Source organism: Streptomyces sp. PL-25 (assembly GCF_058344915.1).
Window position 1 is genome coordinate 6,297,557 of sequence record NZ_CP136997.1, and the last position, 20,600, is coordinate 6,318,156.

Here is a 20,600-nt window from a genome sequence, read left to right on the forward strand (position 1 = left end):
GCGCAGGAACGACCATAGGGCTTCCCACGGACATCCACGGTCCCCTCAGCCCTCTCGTCCAGGAACCCACGCCACCGACCTGGCAACCGACGCTACCTGTACTCACCGGCGGCCGGAGTGCGATGCCATGCGGCTACGTCGGCTCAGCGTCCCCACGGCGCCAGCGCGCCTCGTCCCGCAGAGTCAGGCCGTACCAGAGGCTGAGCGCGCCCGCGGTGCCCACGACCGTGATCCACGCCGCCATGTCTCCGTCGAACAGCCAGCCAGGGAACCTCCATCAGAAGTACGAACCTGCCGTGCGTGAGGCTCCTGCCGACCGCCGTTGCAAGGCGCACCATCCATGCTCCGAGGAACAGCGGACCCAACGCCAGCACCACCACGATGACCAGCACGAAGAGAAGGAGTTCCCCCCGCCGTCCTCGCCCTCCTCGCCGGACACGCTGCGCTGCAGGTGGTTGTCGGCGATCTCGTAGTAGGCCGCCGCCTCGCCAGCCGCTGGTGCAGCGGCCACAGCGGCCCGGCAGCGGGCTGAGCCCACGGTTGGGCGGCGGGAGCGCGGGGTGCCTGGGAGACGTCGCCCTGGTACTTCCCAGGGGACAGTACCTGGTTGGGTTCCTCGACGTACCGTTCCTGACCCATTGAGCGCTCACGACTTCGATGTCGGGTGGATTCTGCAAGGAAGGCGAGGCTCTGGTGTACCAGGAGGAAGTCGGCTGCGTTCTGACGGTTGTGGACGACTTCGCCGAAGGAACGGGGATGCTGCGGAGCCACCTGGAACAGGCGACGGAACGGGTGCGGGAGGCCGCCTACACCACGCCCGATGGCGACTGGAGGGTCCACTGGACACGCTGCCATGTGCTTCTGACCGAGCTGTGACCGATCGACGGCTCCGGGCTGTGGTGCCCTGTTGTTTCCATCCAGTCGGAGGGCAGAGAGCGAGCAGCTGCCGCCCGAGTCGATACGCGTGCAGACTGCTGGTGGCACGGGAGAGGCAGCCGCGGTCGATCTCAGGCTCTGACTTCAGCCTCAGCATCGCCGCCGATCACCGGATCGACCGAGACCGTACTTGCGAACAAGTGGTACGTGAAGCCAGATATGGAAGACCTCCGCGAAGCCGCCACCGCATGGGATCGCCTGCACGGCGGGGTGAACGGTCGCCCGTGAGGCCGGCGGCGTATCCCAAGGGGGGCTATCGGGTGCTGACCGGAGTGGCCCGAACGGATTCTCGCCTCCCCGTCCCGGCCTTCGGGACGGTGCCACACGCTTTGCTGCAAACTGGGAACTGTCGGCAGCTATGTTGACGAAGGAAGCAGTGTGTCGACGCGGGGACCAGACGCGAGCGCGGCCAGCAGGACACGCTGCGTCAACGGCGCCCGTGTATCCTGAGATGCTCGGACCCGATCGATGAGGCCGTCGGCGGTGCTCGACGAGCCGAGCCGCAGATGCATCGGGCCAGCTGGCTTCCTTCGGCTGTGTGAGATTTTGTGAGTCGTGAGAGGGTCTACGGCGTGAGTGAGACACCGTCGAACACCCTGCAATACCGCTTTGACGGGCCAGAAGAGGCTCCCGTCCTGATCCTCGGTCCCTCACTGGGTACCACATGGCACATGTGGGACCGGCAGGTGCCCGAGCTGACGCAGCAGTGGCGGGTCTTCCGGTTCGATCTGCCGGGGCACGGGGGCGCGCCCGCGCATCCGGCCGGGTCGGTGGGGGACCTGACCGACCGGCTGCTGGCGACCCTCGAAGGGCTCGGGGTGCAGCGCTTCGGCTACGCCGGCTGCGCCCTCGGCGGCGCGATCGGCGTCGAGCTGGCGCTGCGGCACCCGGAGCGGCTCGCCTCGCTCGCCCTGATCGCGGCCTCGCCCCGGTTCGGCACGGCGGACGAGTTCCGCCAGCGCGGGGTGATCGTCCGGACCAACGGGCTCGACCCCATCGCCCGCAGCTCCCCGGACCGCTGGTTCACCACCGGGTTCGCCTCCGCCCAGCCCGCGATCACCGACTGGGCCGTGCAGATGGTGCGCACCACCGACCCCGGCTGCTACATCGCCGCCTGCGAGGCGCTCGCCTCCTTCGACGTCCGCGCCGAACTCGGCCGGGTGGGCGTGCCGACGCTGGTGCTGGTCGGCTCCGAGGACCAGGTCACCGGTCCCGCCGAGGCCCGCACCCTGGTCGCCGGGATCAGGGACGCGCGGCTCGCCGTCGTGCCGGGCGCCTCCCACCTGGTGCCGGTCGAGCAGCCCGCCGCCGTGACCGACCTGCTGGTGCGGCACTTCTCCACGGCGTGGCAGCCCGCCTTCGAGTCGAGCACCGGCCAGATGGCGATCGTCGCGGCCCCGCCGAGGCCCGTACTGGCCGCCCCCGCGCAGGCCCCGCAGAGCGCGCCGATCGCCGAGATCGCCCCGGCGGCGGTGCCGCCGCAGCCCGCCGGCGGGCCGGACGCGTACGACACCGGACTCAAGATCCGGCGCGAGGTGCTGGGCGACGCGCACGTCGACCGGGAGCTGGCGCAGGCCGACGAGTTCGGCGGGGACTTCCAGGAGTTCCTGACCCGCAGCACCTGGGGCGGTGTCTGGGGCCGCCCGGGGCTCGACCGGCGCACTCGCAGCTGCGTCGCCCTCACCGCCCTGGTCGCCGGAGGCCATCTCGACGACCTGGCCGCCCACACCCGGGCCGCGCTGCGCAACGGCCTCACCCCCGACGAGATCAAGGAGGTGCTGCTCCAGACGGCGGTCTACTGCGGGATGCCGGCCGCGGGCAGCGCCTTCCGGGTGGCCCAGCGGGTCATACAGGAGGAGACGACCCCCACGGAGTGACACCGAGCCCGCGCTCCGGAGGACAGTCCGGGCCCCGGACTCCGGGACTCCGGGCCCCACGGAGCGGGGTGATCGTCCAGCCGGGTGCCAGGAGCACCAGTTCCGCCGCGCCGTCCGTGCGCCCCGCGCGGCAGGATGGGAGCCATGAAGCTCACGAAGAAGTCGCACGCCTGTGTCCGCCTGGAGAAGGACGGGCGGACGCTCGTCATCGACCCCGGCACCTTTAGTGAGGAGGACGCCGCGGTCGGCGCCGACGCGATCCTGGTCACGCACGAGCACCTGGATCACTTCGCCGAGGACCGGCTGCGGGCCGGCCTGGAGGCGAACCCGGGCGCCGGGATCTGGACGCTGCGGTCGGTGGCGGAGCAGATCTCGGCGGCCTTCCCGGGCCGGGTGCACACCGTGGGCCACGGGGACACCTTCACCGCGGCCGGTTTCGACGTGCAGGTGCACGGCGAGCTGCACGCCGTGATCCACCCGGACATCCCGCGCATCACCAACGTCGGTTATCTGATCGACGGCGGCAAGATCTTCCACCCGGGCGACGCGCTCACCGTGCCCGACCAGCCGGTCGAGACGCTGATGCTGCCCGTGATGGCCCCCTGGAACAAGATCGCCGAGGTGATCGAGTACGTCCGCGAGGTCAAACCGCGCCGGGCCTACGACATCCACGACGCCCTTCTGACCGACCTGGCCCGCCCGATCTACGACCACCAGATCGGCAGCCTGGGCGGCGCCGAGCACCTGCGGCTGACGCCGGGGGACTCCGCCGACGTGTGAACGGACGCGGGCGGGCTTGTCAGTCGCGGCGGGTAGGTTGTGAGGCATGCGCATCGCGACCTGGAACGTGAACTCGATCACCGCCCGCCTCCCCAGGCTGCTCGCCTGGCTGGAGAGCAGCGGCACCGACGTGCTCTGCCTCCAGGAGGCCAAGATCGCCGAGGACCAGTTCCCGTTCGAACCCCTGCGCGAGCTGGGCTACGAGGCGGCGGTCCACGCCACCGGCCGGTGGAACGGCGTGGCGGTGCTCTCCCGCGTCGGCCTCGACGACGTGGTCAAGGGCCTGCCCGGAGACCCTGGCTACGACGGCGTCCAGGAGCCCCGCGCCGTCTCCGCGACCTGCGGCCCGCTGCGCGTCTGGTCGGTGTACGTGCCCAACGGCCGCGAGGTGGACCACCCGCACTACGCCTACAAGCTCCAGTGGTTCGAGGCGCTGCGGGCGGCCGTCGCGGGCGACGCCGCCGGCAGTCGCCCCTTCGCCGTCCTCGGCGACTACAACGTCGCGCCGACCGACGACGACGTCTACGACCGCGCGGCCTTCGAGGGCGCCACCCACGTCACCCCCGCCGAGCGCGCCGCCCTCGCCTCCCTGCGCGAGGCGGGCCTGTCCGACGTGGTGCCCCGGCCCCTGAAGTACGACCACCCGTACACGTACTGGGACTACCGCCAGCTCTGCTTCCCGAAGAACCGCGGCATGCGCATCGACCTGGTCTACGGCAACGAGCCCTTCGCCAAGGCGGTCACCGACTCCTACGTCGACCGTGAGGAACGCAAGGGCAAGGGCGCCTCGGACCACGCGCCCGTGGTGGTCGACCTGGACGTGTAGCCCCGGGCCGAGGCATCGCCCCGGGTCGGCGCACCGCTGAGGACCCGGCGCACCGCCGCGGACCCGGCATCGCCGCGGGCCCGACGCCGCTGCGGACCGGCGGCACCCGGGACGCGCCGTCCGTGCCGCCCTGTGGCGCGGACGGTGGCCGCGGTGCCACGCTGGGTGCATGGGTTTCCGCTTCACGGGCAACTGGCACAAGCGGCACGCGACGGCCGTCGGCGTCACGGTGGTCACGGCCGGGGAGGGACCCCCGGCCCCGGAGGATCTCGCCTCTCTCTTTTCCACCTGCGAACAGTTGCGCGCCCTGGTGGCCGCGTCCGGGGTCCGGCTCGACGAGTCGCCCGCCTCCCTGGAGGCGCTGGACCAGCTGCTGCCGCGCTGGCGGGACGACGCCGAGACGGTGTCGTGGCTGGGCATCGACGCCGGGCTCTATCTGGGCACGGTCATCGTGCGCACCGTGCCGGGCGCCGTCTGGGAGTTGTGGCCGAGCGGCCACCCCGTCGTACGGCTGGCCTCCGGCCGGGAGATCGTCGTGGTGGAGGCCGGACACACCTGGGCCGAGGAGGGCGTACCGGAACTGTCCCAGTTGTACGCGGAGGTCGCCGAGGGCTGAGACACGGCAGCGGACCGGCCGGAACCGGCGCCGTACGGCGGTTGCTGCAACCGTCGCAAAGCCGGATCCGGGCCGCCCCGGCGCCGTCGCCCGGGGCCCTTCCTCCACGTCGGCGGGCCCATCGCGCCGAACCTCGACTACGATATGGCGTTCGCGACCGTCGCAGGGGGCAGCGGTCCACAGAGCCATACCCGGCCGGCGGCAGCCGGAGATCACTGCTCGCGCGGCGGTACGGACAGCCACTCCGCACCGTCCGCAGGCGAGAAGAAGGTCAGCTGCGCGCCGGGCGGGTTGTGCTCGCGGCGGGATCGGCCGGGGCCGGCAGCGGTGCCTGGGCCGCGCGGGTCACGTCCGCGACGAGCTCGACCACATCGGGGCCGTAGGACTGGGAGCTGACCACCTTCAGCAGCAGCACGAAGGGGCGCGTGCCGTACTTGCGGGCGAGCCGCTCGTGGTGGCGGGCCAGATAGCGGGTCGCGGCCTGGTTGTCGATGGCGCGCTGGCCGCAGAAGAGGAACACGGGCCGTGCCTCGCGGCGCTCTCCCGGAACCAGGCGGGCCAGCAGCACATGCTCCGTGACGCCCGGGTCCATCCGGTAGCGCTCGGTGCCGATCTGGAAGGCGCCCCGGTCCGGGCCCGGTTCCGGGTCGATGTTGACGCGGACCCCGGGGAGCATGGCCGCCATGTGGGCCAGCATCCGGCGATTGGAACCGGGCCCGCCCACGCAGAACTCCGTGCGCTCGCCCACCCCTTGATGGACCATGTCCTGGGTGACCACCTGGAGGTGCGCACCGCACTCCTTGATCAGCGCGGACAGTTCGATCAGCGCGAAGACGTCGAATCGGTGGACGGCCGGTTCGCTCGCGGCCGGGTCGCGGTTGACGACCAGCAGCGACTCGGAGTTGTCGGGCAGCCCGAAGAACGCCTGCTTGCGGCGGAGCCCGCGCCGCCACAGGAACGTACGGGCCAGCCAGCCGAGCGCGGCGCTGACGCCGGCGGCGACCACGCCCAGGACGATGTTGCGCACGTCGTCGTTCATGGCCGCGCATGCTAGCGGCTCGGACGGTACTGTGTTCGAGACGGTCCTGACGCGATCATGGCAATGCCATAGGCTGCACGGACGGTCTCTGACTGGAGGTGCGGATGCGTCGCCCAGGAACACGGAAGCTGACGGTTCTCGCGGTCTGTGCCGCCGTGGTGTCGGTGGGAGCGGCGGCGCCGCCCGCCGCGCACCCGGACACGGGCCGGACACCGGCCGGGACGGCGGGGAAGAAGGTGCCCGTCGCCGTCGGCCGCGGCGGCGCCGTGGCCAGCGTCGACGCCGACGCCACCGCGGCCGGCATCGAGGTGCTGAAGAAGGGCGGCAACGCGGTCGACGCGGCCGTGGCCACCGCCGCCGCCCTCGGCGTCACCGAGCCCTACTCGTCGGGCATCGGCGGAGGCGGCTACTTCGTCTACTACGACGCCAGGACCCGCACGGTGCACACGATCGACGGCCGCGAGACCGCGCCGCTCAGCGCCGACGAGGACCTGTTCAAGGAGAACGGCAAGCCGCTCTCCTTCGACGACGCCGTCACCAGCGGGCTGAGCGTCGGCACCCCCGGCACGGCCGCCACCTGGCAGAAGGCCCTGGACGAGTGGGGCAGCAAGCGGCTCGGTACGGTGCTCGGGCCCGCCGAGCGGCTGGCCCGCGACGGCTTCACCGTCGACGACACCTTCCGCTCGCAGACGGCCGCCAACGAGACCCGCTTCCGCGCCTTCCCGGACACCGCGAAGCTCTTCCTGCCGAACGGCGCGCTCCCCGCCGTCGGCTCGGTCCTCAAGAACCCCGACCTCGCCCGCACCTACGCGGAACTGGCCCGCAAGGGCGTCGGCGCGCTCTACCACGGCGCCCTCGCCGACGAGATCGTCGACACGGTCGAGCACCCGCCCGTCGACCCCGCCTCGGGCTGGAACGCCCGGCCCGGCAAGCTCACCGAGAAGGACCTCGCGGTCTACCGCGCCAAGCTCCAGGCCCCGACGCGCACGTCCTACCGCGGTCTGAACGTGTACTCCATCGCGCCCTCCTCCTCCGGCGGCACCACCGTCGGCGAGGCGCTGAACATCCTGGAGAACACGAAGCTGTCCAGGGCGAGCGAGGTCCAGTACCTGCACCACTTCATCGAGGCGAGCCGGATCGCCTTCGCCGACCGCGGACGCTGGGTCGGCGACCCCTCCTTCGAGAAGGTCCCCACCGCCGGGCTGCTCTCCCAGCGGTTCGCTGACTCCCGGGCCTGCCTGATCAAGGACGACGCCGTCCTCACCAGCCCGCTCGCGCCCGGCGACCCGGGCCGGCCCGCCGCCTGCGGCACCGGCGGCACCGCCGCGCCCACCACCTACGAGGGCGAGAACACCACCCATCTGACCACCGCCGACCGGTGGGGCAACGTGGTCTCCTACACGCTCACCATCGAGCAGACCGGCGGCAGCGGCATCACCGTCCCCGGCCGGGGCTTCCTGCTCAACAACGAGCTGACCGACTTCTCCTTCACCCCCGCCAATCCGGCGGTGCACGACCCGAACCTGCCCGGTCCCGGCAAGCGGCCGCGCTCCTCCATCGCGCCGACGATCGTGCTGGACGGCGCCAACCGGCCGGTGGCGGCGGTGGGTTCACCCGGCGGCGCGACCATCATCACCACCGTGCTCCAGACCCTCACCGGGCTCCTCGACCGGCATCTGCCGCTGGTCGACGCGATCGCCGCGCCCCGCGCCAGCCAGCGCAACGCGGCGCAGACCGAACTCGAACCCGCCCTCTACGACAGTCCGTCGAGGAAGCAACTGGAGGCGATCGGCCACTCCTTCAAGCTCAACCCGGAGATCGGCGCGGCCACCGGGGTGCAGCGCCTGCCGGACGGCAGGTGGCTGGCGGCGGCGGAGAAGGTGCGCAGGGGCGGCGGCTCGGCGATGGTCGTCCACCCGGACCGGTAGGCCGGAGGCCGCCGCCCACCCGGACCGGCAGGCCACCGGAACACACCCGACGCGAGGGCCCCGGAAGGCAGTTCACCGTCCGGGGCCCCCGCGCGTGCGCCGGGCTCCGTCACTCGACGGGGGCGGGGGCCGCTTCCCGGTCCCCGGCCTCCCCGTTCTCGGTGCGGAAGGCGAGGCGGTCGTCCTCGACGTCCACCGTGACCCGGCTGCCCTCGCCGAGCCGCCCGTCCAGCAGCAGCCGGGACAGCCGGTTGTCGACCTCGCGCTGGATGGTGCGGCGCAGCGGCCGCGCCCCGTACTCCGGCTGGTAACCGCGCCGCGCCAGCCACTCGACGGCCGCGTCGGTGAACTCCACGGCCACGCCCTGGGCGTGCAGCAGCCGCCGGGTGCGCTCCAGCAGCAGATCGGTGATCTGCCGCAACTGCTCGGCGCTGAGCTGCCGGAAGACGACGATCTCGTCGATGCGGTTCAGGAACTCGGGCCGGAAGTGCTCGCGCAGCGGGCGCAGGATCTGCTCGCGCCGCGCCTCCTCGTCGGCCTCCGCACCGCCCGCGCCGAACCCGATCCCCGCGCCGCGCCGGGTGATGGCCTCCGAACCGAGGTTGCTGGTCATCACGATGACGGTGTTGGTGAAGTCCACCGTGCGGCCCTGGGAGTCGGTCAGCCGCCCGTCGTCGAGCACCTGGAGCAGGATGTTGAAGACGTCCGGGTGCGCCTTCTCCACCTCGTCGAGCAGCAGCAGCGAGTACGGGTGACGGCGCACCACCTCGGTGAGCTGCCCGGCCTCCTCGTGGCCGACGTAGCCGGGCGGGGCGCCCACCAGGCGGCTGACGGTGTGCCGTTCCTGGTACTCGCTCATGTCGAGGCGGACCATGCGGTCCTCGCTGCCGAACAGCGCCTCGGCCAGCGCGCGGGCCAGCTCGGTCTTGCCGACGCCGGTCGGCCCGAGGAACAGGAAGCTGCCGATCGGCCGGTCGGGGCTGGCGAGCCCGGCACGGGAGCGCAGTACGGCCTCGGAGACCACGGCGACCGCCTCGTCCTGGCCGACCACCCGCCGGTGCAGATGCTCCTCCAGGCCGAGCAGGCGTTCCTTCTCCTCCTGGGTGAGGCTGCTGACCGGGATGCCGGTCTGCCGGGACACCACCTCGGCGACTGCCTCGGCGGTCACCTCCAGGTGCTGGCCCTCGTCGGCCTCCTCGCCGCCGCCCGCCTCGGCGATGCGCCGCTTCAGCTCCCCGATGCGGTCGCGCAGCTCGGTGGCCCGCTCGTACTGCTCGTCCGCGACGGCCTGGTCCTTGTCGCAGGCGAGCTGCTCCGCCTCGCGCTCCAGGGCCCGTACGTCCGTGCCCTTGGTGCGGGCCCGCAGCCGTACCCGCGCGCCCGCCTGGTCGATCAGGTCGATGGCCTTGTCCGGCAGCCGCCGGTCGGTCAGATAGCGGTCGGACAGCTCCACGGCCGCCACCAGGGCCTCGTCGGTGTAGCGGACCTGGTGGTGGGCCTCGTAGCGGTCGCGCAGCCCGCGCAGGATCTCGATGGCGTCCGCCGGGGTCGGCTCCGGGACCAGGATGGGCTGGAAGCGGCGGGCCAGCGCCGCGTCCTTCTCGATGCGCCGGTACTCCTCCAGGGTGGTGGCGCCCACGATGTGCAGCTCGCCGCGGGCCAGGGCGGGCTTGAGGATGTTGCCCGCGTCCAGCGAGCCGCCTTCGCCGCCGCCGCCCGCGCCGACCACGGTGTGCAGTTCGTCGATGAAGACGATCAGCTGGTCGGAGTGGGTGCGGATCTCGGTGACGATGGTGTTCAGGCGCTCCTCGAAGTCGCCGCGGTAGCGGGTGCCGGCGACCACGCCCGTCAGGTCCAGGGCCACCACCCGGCGGCCGAGCAGGATGTCGGGCACGTCGCCGTCGGCGATGCGCTGGGCGAGCCCCTCGACGATGGCCGTCTTGCCGACGCCCGCGTCCCCGATCAGCACGGGGTTGTTCTTCCCGCGCCGGGACAGCACCTCGACGGTCTGCTCGATCTCCTGGTCCCGTCCGATCACCGGGTCGACCCGGCCCTGCCGGGCCAGCTCGGTGAGATCGCGGCCGTACTTGTCCAGGGTGGGCGTGCCGGTGGGCCGCTGCCGCTCGGCGCCCGGCGCCGCCGCGGTGTCCGGCTGCTCGGGCGGCAGACCGGAGGCGGCGAAGCGGGCCGCGTTCAGGATGTGCCCGGCCGCCGAGTCGGGATTGGCGGCCAGCGCGCTGAGCACGTGCTCCGGGCCGATGTAGCCGGCGCCGCCGGCCCGTGCCATGTCGTGCGCGTCCAGCAGGGCACGCTTGACGGCCGGGGTGAGGGACAGCGCGGGGGGCGGGGAGGCGTCGCCCGGTGGGTTCTGCACGGGCCCGGACCGCTCGTCGATCTGGGTGGCGAGCGAGTCCGGGTCCGCGCCCGACCTGCTGAGCAGGGAGCGGGTGGGTTCGGTGGCGAGCGCCGCGCGCAGCAGGTGCTCGGTGTCCAGGTCCCGGCTGCCGTGGTCGGCGGCGTACTGGGCCGCGCCCTTGACGAGTTCGCGGGCGGGCCGGCTGAGGAGCCTGCCGATGTCGACGTGCCGGGGCCCGGGGCGGGTGCCGCCGAAGAACCGGGCGAAGAATTCGCCGAAGGGGTCGCCCTCGCCCTCCGGGCCGACGAAGCCGCTGGTCATCGCTTTCCGTTCCTTCGCTGACGGGTGGCTTTCGACGGGTAACCGGATGAGATGCGGTCATGCCACGATGACACGTCCCATTTGTCCGGGCACGTCGGGCGCGGGAGCGGGCGGGCACGTCGAGCGCGGGGGCGGGGGCGGGCGCGGCTGCCGAGGTGCCGGGCTACCGCTGGGTGAGGACGCGCGGGCCGTCGTCGGTGATCGCGACCGTGTGCTCGACGTGGGCGGCGCGGGAGCCGTCGTCCGTGCACAGGGTCCAGCCGTCGGGAGCCGGGTGGTACCCGTCGGTGCCGCCGCCGATCAGCATGGGCTCGATGGCGAGGACCATGCCGTGGCGCAGCGGCATGCCGCGGCCGGGGCGGCCCTCGTTGGGGACGCCGGGGTCCTCGTGCATGTGGCGGCCCACGCCGTGGCCGCCGAAGTCCTGCGGGATGCCGTAGCCCGCCGTACGGCACACCGTGCCGATGGCGTGGGCGATGTCCCCGACGCGGTTGCCGACGACGGCAGCGCCGATGCCGGCTGCCAGGGCCCGCTCGGCGGTCTCGATCAGCCGGGCGTCGGCGGGACGCGCCCGGCCGACGGTGAAGCTGAGCGCGGAGTCGCCCGCCCAGCCGCCCAGGTGGGCGCCGAAGTCCAGGGAGACCAGGTCGCCGTCGCGCAGCCGGTAGCGGGTCGGGACGCCGTGCACGATCGCGTCGTTCACCGAGACGCAGAGCACCGCCGGGAAGGGGGTCGGGGCGAAGGAGGGCCGGTAGCCGAGGAAGGGCGAGGTCGCCCCGGCCTCGCGCAGCACGTCGTGCGCGACCTCGTTCAGCTCCAGCAGGGAGACCCCCACCGCGGCGGCCTCGCGGGCGGCGGTGAGTCCGCGCGCGACGACCTGGCCGGTCTCGTGCATGGCGTCGATCGATGTGTCTGTCTTCAGTTCCACCATGCCAATTACTATACCGGTATTTCAATACCGGCCGACGCGCTAGGATGGCGTCATGGTGCGCACCCCTCTCACTCCGGAAGAGCACGAGCGCGGCGAGCGTCTCGGGCGGTTGCTGCGCGAGGCGCGCGGGAGCCGCAGCATGGCCGAGGTCGCGGCGAGCGCGGGCATCTCGGCGGAGACCCTGCGCAAGATCGAGACCGGCCGGGCGCCGACCCCGGCGTTCTTCACGGTCGCCGCCCTGGCGCACGCCCTGGGCCTGTCCATGGACGAACTGGTGGGCCGGTGCGTGCCCGTCCAGGTGTGAGCACGCCCTGCCGGGCCCGGCAGAGGCCGCGGGCTCACCCGGCGGAGTGTGAAACACGATCGACTCCGCGGGTTCACGACGATGGTCTTGGCAAGGGGCGCCAGGAGGCTTACGTTCGTGCCCCCGGGCCTGTTCTACGGGCGTAGAGGACTCTCCCGCGCCATGTCCGCCGCGCAGTGACCCGATCGCCTCCCCGGCCCGCGCGGGCCGGGCGTACGAGGAGGGACGCCGTGAACGACCTCTACGACCGTCACCGGGCCGTCCTGCCCGACTGGCTCTCCCTCTACTACGAGGACCCGCTGGAGATCACCCACGGCGAGGGCCGGTACGTCTGGGACGCGGCGGGCCGCCGCTACCTGGACTTCTTCGGCGGGATCCTGACCACCATGACCGCCCACGCGCTGCCCGAGGTCACCAAGGCGGTGAGCGAGCAGGCCGCCAGGATCGTGCACTCCTCGACCCTCTACCTCAACCGGCCGATGGTCGAACTGGCCGAACGCATCGCCCAGTTGAGCGGCATCCCGGACGCCCGGGTGTTCTTCACCACCTCGGGCACCGAGGCCAACGACACCGCGCTGCTGCTGGCCACCGCCCTCCGGCGCAGCAACACGGTCCTGGCCATGCGCAACAGCTACCACGGCCGCTCCTTCAGCGCGATCGGCGTCACCGGCAACCGCTCCTGGTCGCCCAGCTCCCTCTCCCCGCTCCAGACGCTCTACGTCCACGGCGGCGTCCGCACCCGCGGACCCTTCGCCCACCTGGACGACGCCGGCTTCGTCGCGGCCTGCGTCGAGGACCTCAGGGACCTCCTCGGCCACACCCGGCCGCCCGCCGCGCTCATCGCCGAACCGATCCAGGGCGTCGGCGGCTTCACCTCCCCGCCCGACGGCCTGTACGCGGCCTTCCGCGAGGTCCTCGCGGAGCACGGCGTCCTGTGGATCGCCGACGAGGTGCAGACCGGCTGGGGCCGCACCGGCGACCACTTCTGGGGCTGGCAGGCGCACGGCCGCAGCGGACCGCCGGACATCGTCACCTTCGCCAAGGGCATCGGCAACGGCATGTCCATCGGCGGGGTCGTCGCCCGCGCCGAGATCATGAACTGCCTGGACGCCAACAGCATCTCCACCTTCGGCGGCACCCAGATCACCATGGCCGCGGGCCTCGCCAACCTCAACCACCTGGTCGAACACGACCTCCAGGGCAACGCGCGCCGGGTCGGCGGCCTGCTCATCGAGCGGCTGCGGGCCGTCGCCGCCCGGCTGCCCGGCGTACGCGAGGTGCGCGGCCGCGGACTCATGATCGGCGTCGAACTGGTCAGACCCGGCACCGACGAGGCCGACCCGCGGGCGGCCGCCGCCGTGCTGGAGGCGGCCCGCGAGCGCGGCCTGCTCATCGGCAAGGGCGGCGGCCACGCCACCAGCGCCCTGCGCATCGCCCCGCCGCTGTCGCTGACCGTCGCGGAGGCCGAGGAGGGCGCCGCCCTGCTGGAGGACGCGCTGCGCGCGGCGTACTGAACGCACACGCGGCCCCCGGGCGGGACCCGGCCGGGGGAGGAGCGCCGCGAGAAGGACGAGAAAGAGGGGAGTGTCGCCCATGACCACCGCCCCCGACGGACCCCTGACCGCCCACGGCGGGCCCCCGGCAGCTCACGGCGGGCCCCCGGCAGCCCACGGCGGCCCCCTGACCGCCCACGGCGGACTTCCGGCAGCTCACGACGGACCCCTGACCGCTCACGGCGGACTTTCGGCAGCCCACGACGGTCCCCCGGCAGCTCACGGCGGACTTTCGGCAGCCCCCGCCGGTCCTCCGGCAGCCCCCGCCGGTCCTCCGGCAGCCCACGCCGGATCCCTGACCGCCCGCGACCGCCCGGGACCGGTCCCCCGGACGGCGCCGGAGACCGCCCTGTCCGTGCGCCAGGTCCTCACCCTGGAACGGGTCCTCGCCGGGGAGCCGGAGGTGGTGGCGGGCGCGGACCGGCTCGACCGGCCGGTGCGCTGGGTGCACGTCGCCGAGGCGGCGGACGTCGGCGTGATGCTCAGCGGCGGCGAGATGGTCCTCACCACCGGGGTGCTGCTCGCCGGGGACGAGGAGAAGCAGGCCGAGTACATCCGCTCGCTGCACCGGGCGGACGCCGCCGCCGTGGTCCTCGGCCTCGGCCGGGCCTTCCCCGCGCCGCCCGACATGATGCGCCGCGCCGCCGAGCGGTGCGGGCTGCCGCTGGTGGTCCTGCACCGGCCCTTCCCGTTCGCCGAGCTGACCGAGGAGGTGCAGTCCCGGCTGGTGCGGCAGAAGTTCGCCTCGGTCAGCCTCTCGGAGGCGGTGCGCACCGCGCTCACCGCGCTGATCACCGCGGGCGCCCCGCTCCAGGCGCTGCTCGACGAGATCGCCCGGCACAGCGCCTGCCCCGTCGTCGTCACCAACCTCGCCCACCGGGTGCTCGCCACGGCCGGGGAGCGCTCCGCGGTCGACGACGTGCTGCGCGACTGGGAGCGGATCGCCCGGCAGGCAGGCGGCAGCGAGGGCGACGGCTGGATCCGCGCCGGGCTCGGCGGGCGCGGGGAGATCTGGGGCCGGCTGGTGCTCTGCGGCCACCGCGGCGACGCCGCCACCGGGCGGCTGCTGGCCGACCGTGCCGCCGAGGCCCTGGTCCTGCACCGCATGCTCGGCGGCCACGGCGGCGGCACCTGGGAGGAGCAGTCCGCGCAGAGCCTGCTGACCGACCTGGTCGGCGAGGCCGTACCGGCACGGCAGCTGCTGCCCCGGGCGCGGGCGGCCGGACTGCCCGTCAACCGGCGCACCTTCGTGCCCCTGGTGGCGCGCGGCGCCGAACCGGCCGGCCTCGACCGGCTGCTGCGCCTGCTGGGCCTGCCCGGACTCGTCGCCGAGCTGTCCGACGGCCTCACCGCGATCCTCCTCAGCCTGCCCCGCGACCAGGACGCCGACGCCCTCACCGCCCACTTCGCGGCCCGTCTGCACCGGGAGGCGGCCAGGCCGGGACCGGTGGCCGGACCGGACACCGGCACCGGCGCACCGCCCCCGCCGGGCCACGGGCCGGACCCCGGCGCGGCGCGGGCGCGGGCGGGCGGGACGTCCGGCCGGGTGCGGGCCGTGGTCGCAGCGGCGGCCGCCCGGACCGACTGGGACGAGGTGCCCGCCGGACTGCGCGAGGCCCGGCATGTGGCGGACGCGGTGGCGGACTCCGCCACGGCGCGTGACCTGCCGGCCGTCGTCCGGCTCGGCGACGTCCATCTGCGCGGCCTGATGCGGCTGCTGCGCGACGACCCGCGGGTCCAGTCCTTCGCCGAACGGGAACTGGACGGACTCCTGTGCGAGGCCACCGCCACGGGCACCGCCCACGACCTGCTGGACGTCCTGCGCACCTACCTCGCCACCGGCCGCAACAAGTCCCGCACCGCCCGGCTGCACCATGTCTCGCGGCCCGCCCTGTACCGCCGTCTGGAAGCCATACAGGGCCGCCTCGGGGTGGACCTCGACGACTTCGAGCAGGCCGCGTCCGTGCACATCGCGCTCCTCGCGCATGATGCGCAGCAGCGCTGAACGGCAGCGCATCCCGCGACGACCAGGGGAAACGGCGGTGGGACATGGGACGGCGCCAGGGTGACACGGTGGCACGTCCCGCCCGCGCGGACGTGACACCGTGCACCTCAAAACCGGGCCCGCCGCCTCCCTACGCTCACCCCACACCGACCGAGCAGCGGAGGTCCCGATGAGCCGAGTGATCCGTGCCGCCCTCTTCCAGGCCGCCTGGACCGGCGACAAGGAGTCCATGATCAGGGCGCACGAGCAGGCGGCCCGCGACGCGGCCGCCCAGGGCGCCCAGATCCTGTGCTTCCAGGAGCTGTTCTACGGCCCGTACTTCTGCCAGGTGCAGGACCCCGCGTTCTACGAGTACGCCGAGCGGATCCCGGACGGCCCCACCGTCCGGCGCTTCCAGGAACTCGCCCGGGAACTGAACCTGGTCCTCGTCCTGCCGATGTACGAGGAGGAGCAGCCCGGCGTCCTCTACAACACCGCGGCCGTGCTCGACGCCGACGGCAGCTACCTCGGCAAGTACCGCAAGACCCACATCCCGCAGGTGCACGGCTTCTGGGAGAAGTTCTACTTCCGCCCCGGCAACAGCGGCTGGCCCGTCTTCGACACCGCCGTCGGCAAGGTCGGCGTCTACATCTGCTACGACCGGCACTTCCCCGAGGGCTGGCGGGCGCTGGGCCTGTCCGGCGCCGAGATCGTCTTCAACCCCTCGGCCACCTCGCGCGGCCTGTCCGGCTACCTGTGGCAGCTGGAGCAGCCCGCCGCCGCCGTCGCCAACGAGTACTTCGTCGGCGCGATCAACCGCGTCGGCATCGAGGAACTGGGCGACGACGACTTCTACGGCACCTCCTACTTCGTCGACCCCGAGGCCCAGTTCGTCGGCGAGGTGGCGAGCGACAAGGAGTCCGAACTCCTCGTGCGCGACCTGGACCTGGCCAAGCTGCGCGAGGTCCGCGACCGCTGGCAGTTCTACCGCGACCGGGCGCCGGGCGCGTACACGCCGCTGACCGCGCCCTGACCGGCACCCCGGACCCGCCGTGCCCGCACGACCGGAAGGAGAGGGAGCATGAGCCGTACCGTCATCCGCGGCGGCCTCGTCGTCACCGCCGCCGACGAGATCCACGCCGACGTCCTGATCGAGGACGGCCGCATCGCCGCGCTCGCCGCCACCGGCACCCCGGCCGCCGAGGCGTTCACCGCCGAACGGACCCTCGACGCCACCGGCAAGTACGTCATCCCGGGCGGCGTCGACGCCCACACCCACATGGAGATGCCCTTCGGCGGCACCTACGCCTCCGACACCTTCGAGACCGGTACCCGGGCCGCCGCCTGGGGCGGCACCACCACCGTCGTGGACTTCGCGATCCAGACCAAGGGCGGCACCCTGCGCGAGGGACTGGACGCCTGGCACGCCAAGGCCGAGGGCAACTGCGCCATCGACTACGGCTTCCACATGATCGTCTCCGATGTGCGCGAGGAGACGCTCAAGGAGATGGACCTGCTGGTGGAGGAGGGGGTGACCTCCTTCAAGCAGTTCATGGCCTACCCCGGCGTCTTCTACAGCGACGACGGGCAGATCCTGCGCGCCATGCAGCGGGCCGCGGACAACGGCGGGCTGATCATGATGCACGCCGAGAACGGCATCGCCATCGACGTCCTGGCCGAACAGGCCCTCGCCCGCGGCGAGAGCGACCCGCGCTTCCACGGCGAGGTCCGCAAGGCCCTGCTGGAGGCCGAGGCCACCCACCGCGCGATCCGGCTGGCCCAGGTGGCGGGCGCGCCGCTGTACGTCGTGCACGTCTCGGCGCGCGAGGCGGTCGCCGAGCTGACCCGGGCCCGCGACGAGGGGCTGCCCGTCTTCGGCGAGACCTGCCCGCAGTACCTGTTCCTGTCCACCGACAACCTCGCCGAGCCGGACTTCGAGGGTGCCAAGTACGTGTGCAGCACCCCGCTGCGGCCCCGGGACCACCAGGCCGCCCTGTGGCGCGGGCTGCGCTCCGACGACCTCCAGGTGGTCTCCACCGACCACTGCCCGTTCTGCTTCAGCGGCCAGAAGGAGCTGGGCCGCGGCGACTTCTCCCGGATCCCCAACGGACTGCCGGGCGTGGAGAACCGCATGGACCTGCTCCACCAGGCCGTCGTCGACGGCCGTCTCACGCGCCGCCGCTGGATCGACATCGCCTGCGCCGCCCCGGCCCGGATGTTCGGCCTGTACCCGAAGAAGGGCACCCTCGCGCCCGGCGCCGACGCCGACGTCGTCATCTACGACCCGCACGCCGAACAGGTCGTCTCCGCGCGCACCCACCACATGAACGTCGACTACTCGGCGTACGAGGGCCGGCGCGTCACCGGCCGGGTGGAGACCGTCCTGTCGCGCGGCGAGCCCGTCATCACCGAGCGCGCGTACACCGGACACGCCGGCCACGGCGTCTACACCCCGCGCTCCACCTGCCAGTACCTCGACTAGGAGCGGTGCCCATGGACTTCGGACTCGTCCTCCAGACCGACCCGCCGGCCTCCCGTGTCATCGACCTGATGCGGCGCGCCGAGGAGAACGGCTTCCGCTACGGCTGGACCTTCGACTCCGCCGTGCTCTGGCAGGAACCGTTCGTCATCTACAGCCAGATCCTGGCGCGGACCCGGCACCTGACCGTCGGCCCGATGGTCACCAACCCGTCCACCCGCACCTGGGAGGTGACCGCCTCCACCTTCGCCACCCTCAACGACATGTTCGGCAACCGCACGGTCTGCGGCATCGGACGCGGCGACTCCGCGATGCGCGTGGCCGGCCGCAAGCCCAACACCCTGGCCCGGATCAGCGAGGCCATGAAGGTCATCCGGGCACTCGGCAGGGGAGAGGAGGCCGACCTCGGCGGCACGGTCGTCCGGTTCCCCTGGATCCGTCCGGGCGCCGAGGTGCCCGTCTGGATGGCCGCGTACGGGCCCAAGGCGCTGAAGATGACCGGCGAGGAGGCCGACGGCTTCATCCTCCAGCTCTCCGACCTCTATCTCACCGAGTACATGGTCAAGGCGGTCAAGGACGCCGCGGCCGCCGCCGGACGCGATCCGGCCGAGGTGCGGATCTGCGTGGCCGCCCCCGCCTACGTCACCGACGACGACTCGCCCGCCGCGCTCGCCCACGCCCGCGACCAGTGCCGGTGGTTCGGCGGGATGGTCGGCAACCACGTCGCCGACCTGGTCGCCCGCTACGGCGAGCACTCCGCCGCCGTGCCCGAGGCACTCACCGACTACATCAAGGCCCGCCAGGGCTACGACTACGCCCACCACGGGCGCAGCGGCAACCCGGACACCGAGTTCGTGCCCGACGAGATCGTCGACCGGTTCTGCGTCGTCGGACCGGCCGAACGGCACATCGAGAAGCTGAACGCGCTGCGCGACCTGGGCGTCGACCAGTTCGCCCTGTACGCCATGCACGACGCGCGCGAAGCCGTGATCGACGCGTACGGCCGCGAGGTCATCCCCGCCGTCGACCCCAGATAGCCCGCACTCCTGCCGACCGGGAGCACCCCATGACCGACACCGCGTCCCCGGGCATACCGCCGTCCACCCAGGTCACCCTGCCCGACGGGCGGGTGGAACTCGCCCCCGGCACCGCACCGCCCACCGGCCCCTACGCCAACGCCGACCTGCTCCCGGTCCCGGTGGCGGGACGCACCTGGACCACCTACAACTTCTCCGCCCTGTGGGTCGGCATGGCCCACAACACGGCCTCCTGGACCCTCGCCTCCGGGCTGATCGCCGTCGGCATGGACTGGAAGCAGGCGGTGTTCACCATCGCCGCGGCCAATCTGATCGTGCTGGTGCCGATGCTGCTCACCGGCCATGCCGGACCGCGCTACGGCATCCCGTTCCCGGTGTTCGCGCGTGCCTCCTTCGGCGTGCGCGGCGCCAACCTGCCCGCCGTGGTACGGGCGTTGGTGGCCTGCGGCTGGTTCGGCATCCAGACCTGGATCGGCGGCGAGGCGATCTACCTGCTGGCCGGGAAGCTGATCGGCGACGGCTGGACGGACGCCTCCCGGGTGGGCGGGTACGCCTGGACGATGTGGCTGTCGTTCGCGGTGTTCTGGGCGATCCAGGTGGCGATCATCCACCGGGGCATGGACACCATCCGCCGGTTCGAGAACTGGGCGGCGCCGTTCGTCCTGGTCGGCGCGTTCGTGATGCTGTGGTGGATGAGCGTCGAGGCCGGCGGCTTCGGCCCGCTCTTCGACCAGCCCTCGAAGCTGGGCTGGGGAGCGGACTTCTGGAAGCTGTTCGCCCCCTCCCTGATGGGCATGATCGGCTTCTGGTCGACGCTGTCCCTGAACATCCCGGACTTCACCCGCTACGGCAGGAGCCAGCGGGCGCAGACCTGGGGACAGGCCCTCGGACTGCCCACCACCATGACGCTGTTCGCGTTCCTGTCGGTGCTGGTCACCTCCGGTTCCCAGGCGGTGTACGGCGAACCGGTCTGGGACCCGGTGCAGTTGGCGGCGAAGACGGACAACGTGGCCGGACTGCTGTACGCGCTGGTGACCGTGCTGGTGGCGACGCTCTCGGTGAACATCGCCGCCAACCTGGTCTCCCCGGCGTTCGACTTCTCCAACGTGGCGCCGCGCAAGGTGAGTTTCCGCACCGGCGCCCTGATCACGGCCGTGCTCGCGGTGGCGATCTGCCCGTGGAAGCTGTACGCCGACCCGCAGGGCTACATCTTCACCTGGCTGGGCCTGGTCGGCGGGCTGCTCGGCACGGTGGCGGGCATTCTCGTCGCCGACTACTGGGTGGTGCGCCGCTGCCGCCTGGCGCTGGCCGACCTGTACCGCGCGGGCGGACGCTACTGGTACGCGGGCGGCTGGAACTGGCGGGCGGTCACCGCCTTCTCGGTGGGCGGCGTGCTGGCCGTCGGCGGCGCCGACTTCCATCCGCTCGTCGACGGCCGCCCCGTCCCGGCGCTGCGGCCGCTGGCCGACTACGGCTGGGCGGTGGGCCTCGGCACCTCGGCCGCGCTCTACCTGCTGCTGACCCTGCCCGGACTGCGCGGCCGGACCGCCGGACAGGAGGGGCAGGAGGCGCGGAAGGTGCGGGAGGCGCGGGAGGCCGGGTGAGAGACGGCACGCCGCCGGGCGGTCGGCGC

General features: G+C 72.8%; 16 protein-coding genes. 13 read left to right on the top strand and 3 right to left on the bottom strand.

Going from position 1 to position 20,600, the window contains the following annotated elements:
- The first annotated feature begins 693 nt into the window (after window positions 1-693).
- The 5 genes from R4Z62_RS28020 to R4Z62_RS28040 all read left to right on the top strand — a co-directional run bounded on the left by R4Z62_RS28020 (window position 694) and on the right by R4Z62_RS28040 (window position 5,035).
- Window positions 694-876: a hypothetical protein gene (locus R4Z62_RS28020; RefSeq protein ID WP_491521241.1), complete on the top strand. Its 183-nt coding sequence runs from the start codon at window positions 694-696 to the stop codon at window positions 874-876.
- A 632-nt stretch (window positions 877-1,508) separates the two neighbouring features.
- Complete coding sequence (gene pcaDC / locus R4Z62_RS28025; RefSeq protein WP_491521242.1) at window positions 1,509-2,813, top strand: bifunctional 3-oxoadipate enol-lactonase/4-carboxymuconolactone decarboxylase PcaDC; 1,305 nt, start codon at window positions 1,509-1,511, stop codon at window positions 2,811-2,813.
- A 144-nt stretch (window positions 2,814-2,957) separates the two neighbouring features.
- Window positions 2,958-3,593 carry an MBL fold metallo-hydrolase gene (locus R4Z62_RS28030; protein WP_491521243.1) on the top strand — a complete coding sequence of 212 codons (636 nt, stop codon included), beginning with the start codon at window positions 2,958-2,960 and terminating at the stop codon, window positions 3,591-3,593.
- A 46-nt stretch (window positions 3,594-3,639) separates the two neighbouring features.
- On the top strand, window positions 3,640-4,419 hold the full coding sequence (locus R4Z62_RS28035) for an exodeoxyribonuclease III (RefSeq protein ID WP_491521244.1): 780 nt from the start codon (window positions 3,640-3,642) through the stop codon (window positions 4,417-4,419).
- Window positions 4,420-4,588: 169 nt separating this feature from the next.
- Window positions 4,589-5,035, top strand: coding sequence for a DUF6278 family protein (locus R4Z62_RS28040; protein WP_491521245.1), 447 nt, complete (start codon window positions 4,589-4,591; stop codon window positions 5,033-5,035).
- A gap of 271 nt (window positions 5,036-5,306) precedes the next feature.
- Here R4Z62_RS28040 and R4Z62_RS28045 read toward each other — a convergent pair whose 3' ends face one another.
- Window positions 5,307-6,074, bottom strand: coding sequence for a hypothetical protein (locus R4Z62_RS28045; protein WP_064536005.1), 768 nt, complete (start codon window positions 6,072-6,074; stop codon window positions 5,307-5,309).
- 104 nt (window positions 6,075-6,178) lie between these two features.
- Here R4Z62_RS28045 and ggt point away from each other — a divergent pair, with 104 nt between their 5' ends.
- A complete protein-coding gene (gene ggt / locus R4Z62_RS28050; protein ID WP_491521246.1) occupies window positions 6,179-8,002 on the top strand; it encodes a gamma-glutamyltransferase in 1,824 nt (607 codons plus the stop codon).
- 109 nt (window positions 8,003-8,111) lie between these two features.
- On the opposite strand, the gene R4Z62_RS28055 is transcribed toward ggt, so the two are convergent.
- Both R4Z62_RS28055 and map read right to left on the bottom strand, forming a co-directional pair.
- Entirely contained in the window at window positions 8,112-10,679 is a 2,568-nt protein-coding gene (locus R4Z62_RS28055; protein ID WP_491521247.1) for an ATP-dependent Clp protease ATP-binding subunit, read from the bottom strand.
- Between the two features lie 163 nt (window positions 10,680-10,842).
- Window positions 10,843-11,610 (bottom strand): type I methionyl aminopeptidase, encoded by a 768-nt coding sequence (map, locus tag R4Z62_RS28060; protein ID WP_382843494.1) that lies wholly within the window; start codon window positions 11,608-11,610, stop codon window positions 10,843-10,845.
- Between the two features lie 52 nt (window positions 11,611-11,662).
- Here map and R4Z62_RS28065 point away from each other — a divergent pair, with 52 nt between their 5' ends.
- The 7 genes from R4Z62_RS28065 (at window position 11,663) to R4Z62_RS28095 (ending at window position 20,571) form a co-directional block, all read left to right on the top strand.
- Entirely contained in the window at window positions 11,663-11,914 is a 252-nt protein-coding gene (locus tag R4Z62_RS28065) for a helix-turn-helix domain-containing protein (protein WP_064536012.1), read from the top strand.
- A 230-nt stretch (window positions 11,915-12,144) separates the two neighbouring features.
- Window positions 12,145-13,428, top strand: coding sequence for an aspartate aminotransferase family protein (locus R4Z62_RS28070; protein ID WP_064536014.1), 1,284 nt, complete (start codon window positions 12,145-12,147; stop codon window positions 13,426-13,428).
- A 394-nt stretch (window positions 13,429-13,822) separates the two neighbouring features.
- Complete coding sequence (locus R4Z62_RS28075) at window positions 13,823-15,472, top strand: PucR family transcriptional regulator (protein WP_491521248.1); 1,650 nt, start codon at window positions 13,823-13,825, stop codon at window positions 15,470-15,472.
- Between the two features lie 169 nt (window positions 15,473-15,641).
- Window positions 15,642-16,484, top strand: a complete 843-nt coding sequence (locus R4Z62_RS28080; protein WP_026253201.1) for a nitrilase-related carbon-nitrogen hydrolase — start codon at window positions 15,642-15,644, stop codon at window positions 16,482-16,484.
- A 48-nt stretch (window positions 16,485-16,532) separates the two neighbouring features.
- Window positions 16,533-17,933: a dihydropyrimidinase gene (gene hydA, locus R4Z62_RS28085; RefSeq protein ID WP_064536018.1), complete on the top strand. Its 1,401-nt coding sequence runs from the start codon at window positions 16,533-16,535 to the stop codon at window positions 17,931-17,933.
- Window positions 17,934-17,944: 11 nt separating this feature from the next.
- Window positions 17,945-18,967 (top strand): TIGR03842 family LLM class F420-dependent oxidoreductase, encoded by a 1,023-nt coding sequence (locus R4Z62_RS28090; RefSeq protein WP_355477261.1) that lies wholly within the window; start codon window positions 17,945-17,947, stop codon window positions 18,965-18,967.
- Window positions 18,968-18,996: 29 nt separating this feature from the next.
- On the top strand, window positions 18,997-20,571 hold the full coding sequence (locus R4Z62_RS28095) for an NCS1 family nucleobase:cation symporter-1 (RefSeq protein ID WP_491521249.1): 1,575 nt from the start codon (window positions 18,997-18,999) through the stop codon (window positions 20,569-20,571).
- Window positions 20,572-20,600 lie beyond the last annotated feature (29 nt).

What these genes read in the sequence shown, in the direction of transcription:
- R4Z62_RS28090 (WP_355477261.1), top strand. Translation starts at nt 17,945, where the DNA reads ATGGACTTCGGACTCGTCCTCCAGACCGACCCGCCGGCCTCCCGTGTC.
- R4Z62_RS28030 (WP_491521243.1), top strand. Translation starts at nt 2,958, where the DNA reads ATGAAGCTCACGAAGAAGTCGCACGCCTGTGTCCGCCTGGAGAAGGAC.
- ggt (WP_491521246.1), top strand. Translation starts at nt 6,179, where the DNA reads ATGCGTCGCCCAGGAACACGGAAGCTGACGGTTCTCGCGGTCTGTGCC.
- R4Z62_RS28035 (WP_491521244.1), top strand. Translation starts at nt 3,640, where the DNA reads ATGCGCATCGCGACCTGGAACGTGAACTCGATCACCGCCCGCCTCCCC.
- R4Z62_RS28065 (WP_064536012.1), top strand. Translation starts at nt 11,663, where the DNA reads ATGGTGCGCACCCCTCTCACTCCGGAAGAGCACGAGCGCGGCGAGCGT.
- R4Z62_RS28080 (WP_026253201.1), top strand. Translation starts at nt 15,642, where the DNA reads ATGAGCCGAGTGATCCGTGCCGCCCTCTTCCAGGCCGCCTGGACCGGC.
- map (WP_382843494.1), bottom strand. Translation starts at nt 11,610, where the DNA reads ATGGTGGAACTGAAGACAGACACATCGATCGACGCCATGCACGAGACC.
- R4Z62_RS28045 (WP_064536005.1), bottom strand. Translation starts at nt 6,074, where the DNA reads ATGAACGACGACGTGCGCAACATCGTCCTGGGCGTGGTCGCCGCCGGC.
- R4Z62_RS28055 (WP_491521247.1), bottom strand. Translation starts at nt 10,679, where the DNA reads ATGACCAGCGGCTTCGTCGGCCCGGAGGGCGAGGGCGACCCCTTCGGC.
- hydA (WP_064536018.1), top strand. Translation starts at nt 16,533, where the DNA reads ATGAGCCGTACCGTCATCCGCGGCGGCCTCGTCGTCACCGCCGCCGAC.
- R4Z62_RS28095 (WP_491521249.1), top strand. Translation starts at nt 18,997, where the DNA reads ATGACCGACACCGCGTCCCCGGGCATACCGCCGTCCACCCAGGTCACC.
- R4Z62_RS28040 (WP_491521245.1), top strand. Translation starts at nt 4,589, where the DNA reads ATGGGTTTCCGCTTCACGGGCAACTGGCACAAGCGGCACGCGACGGCC.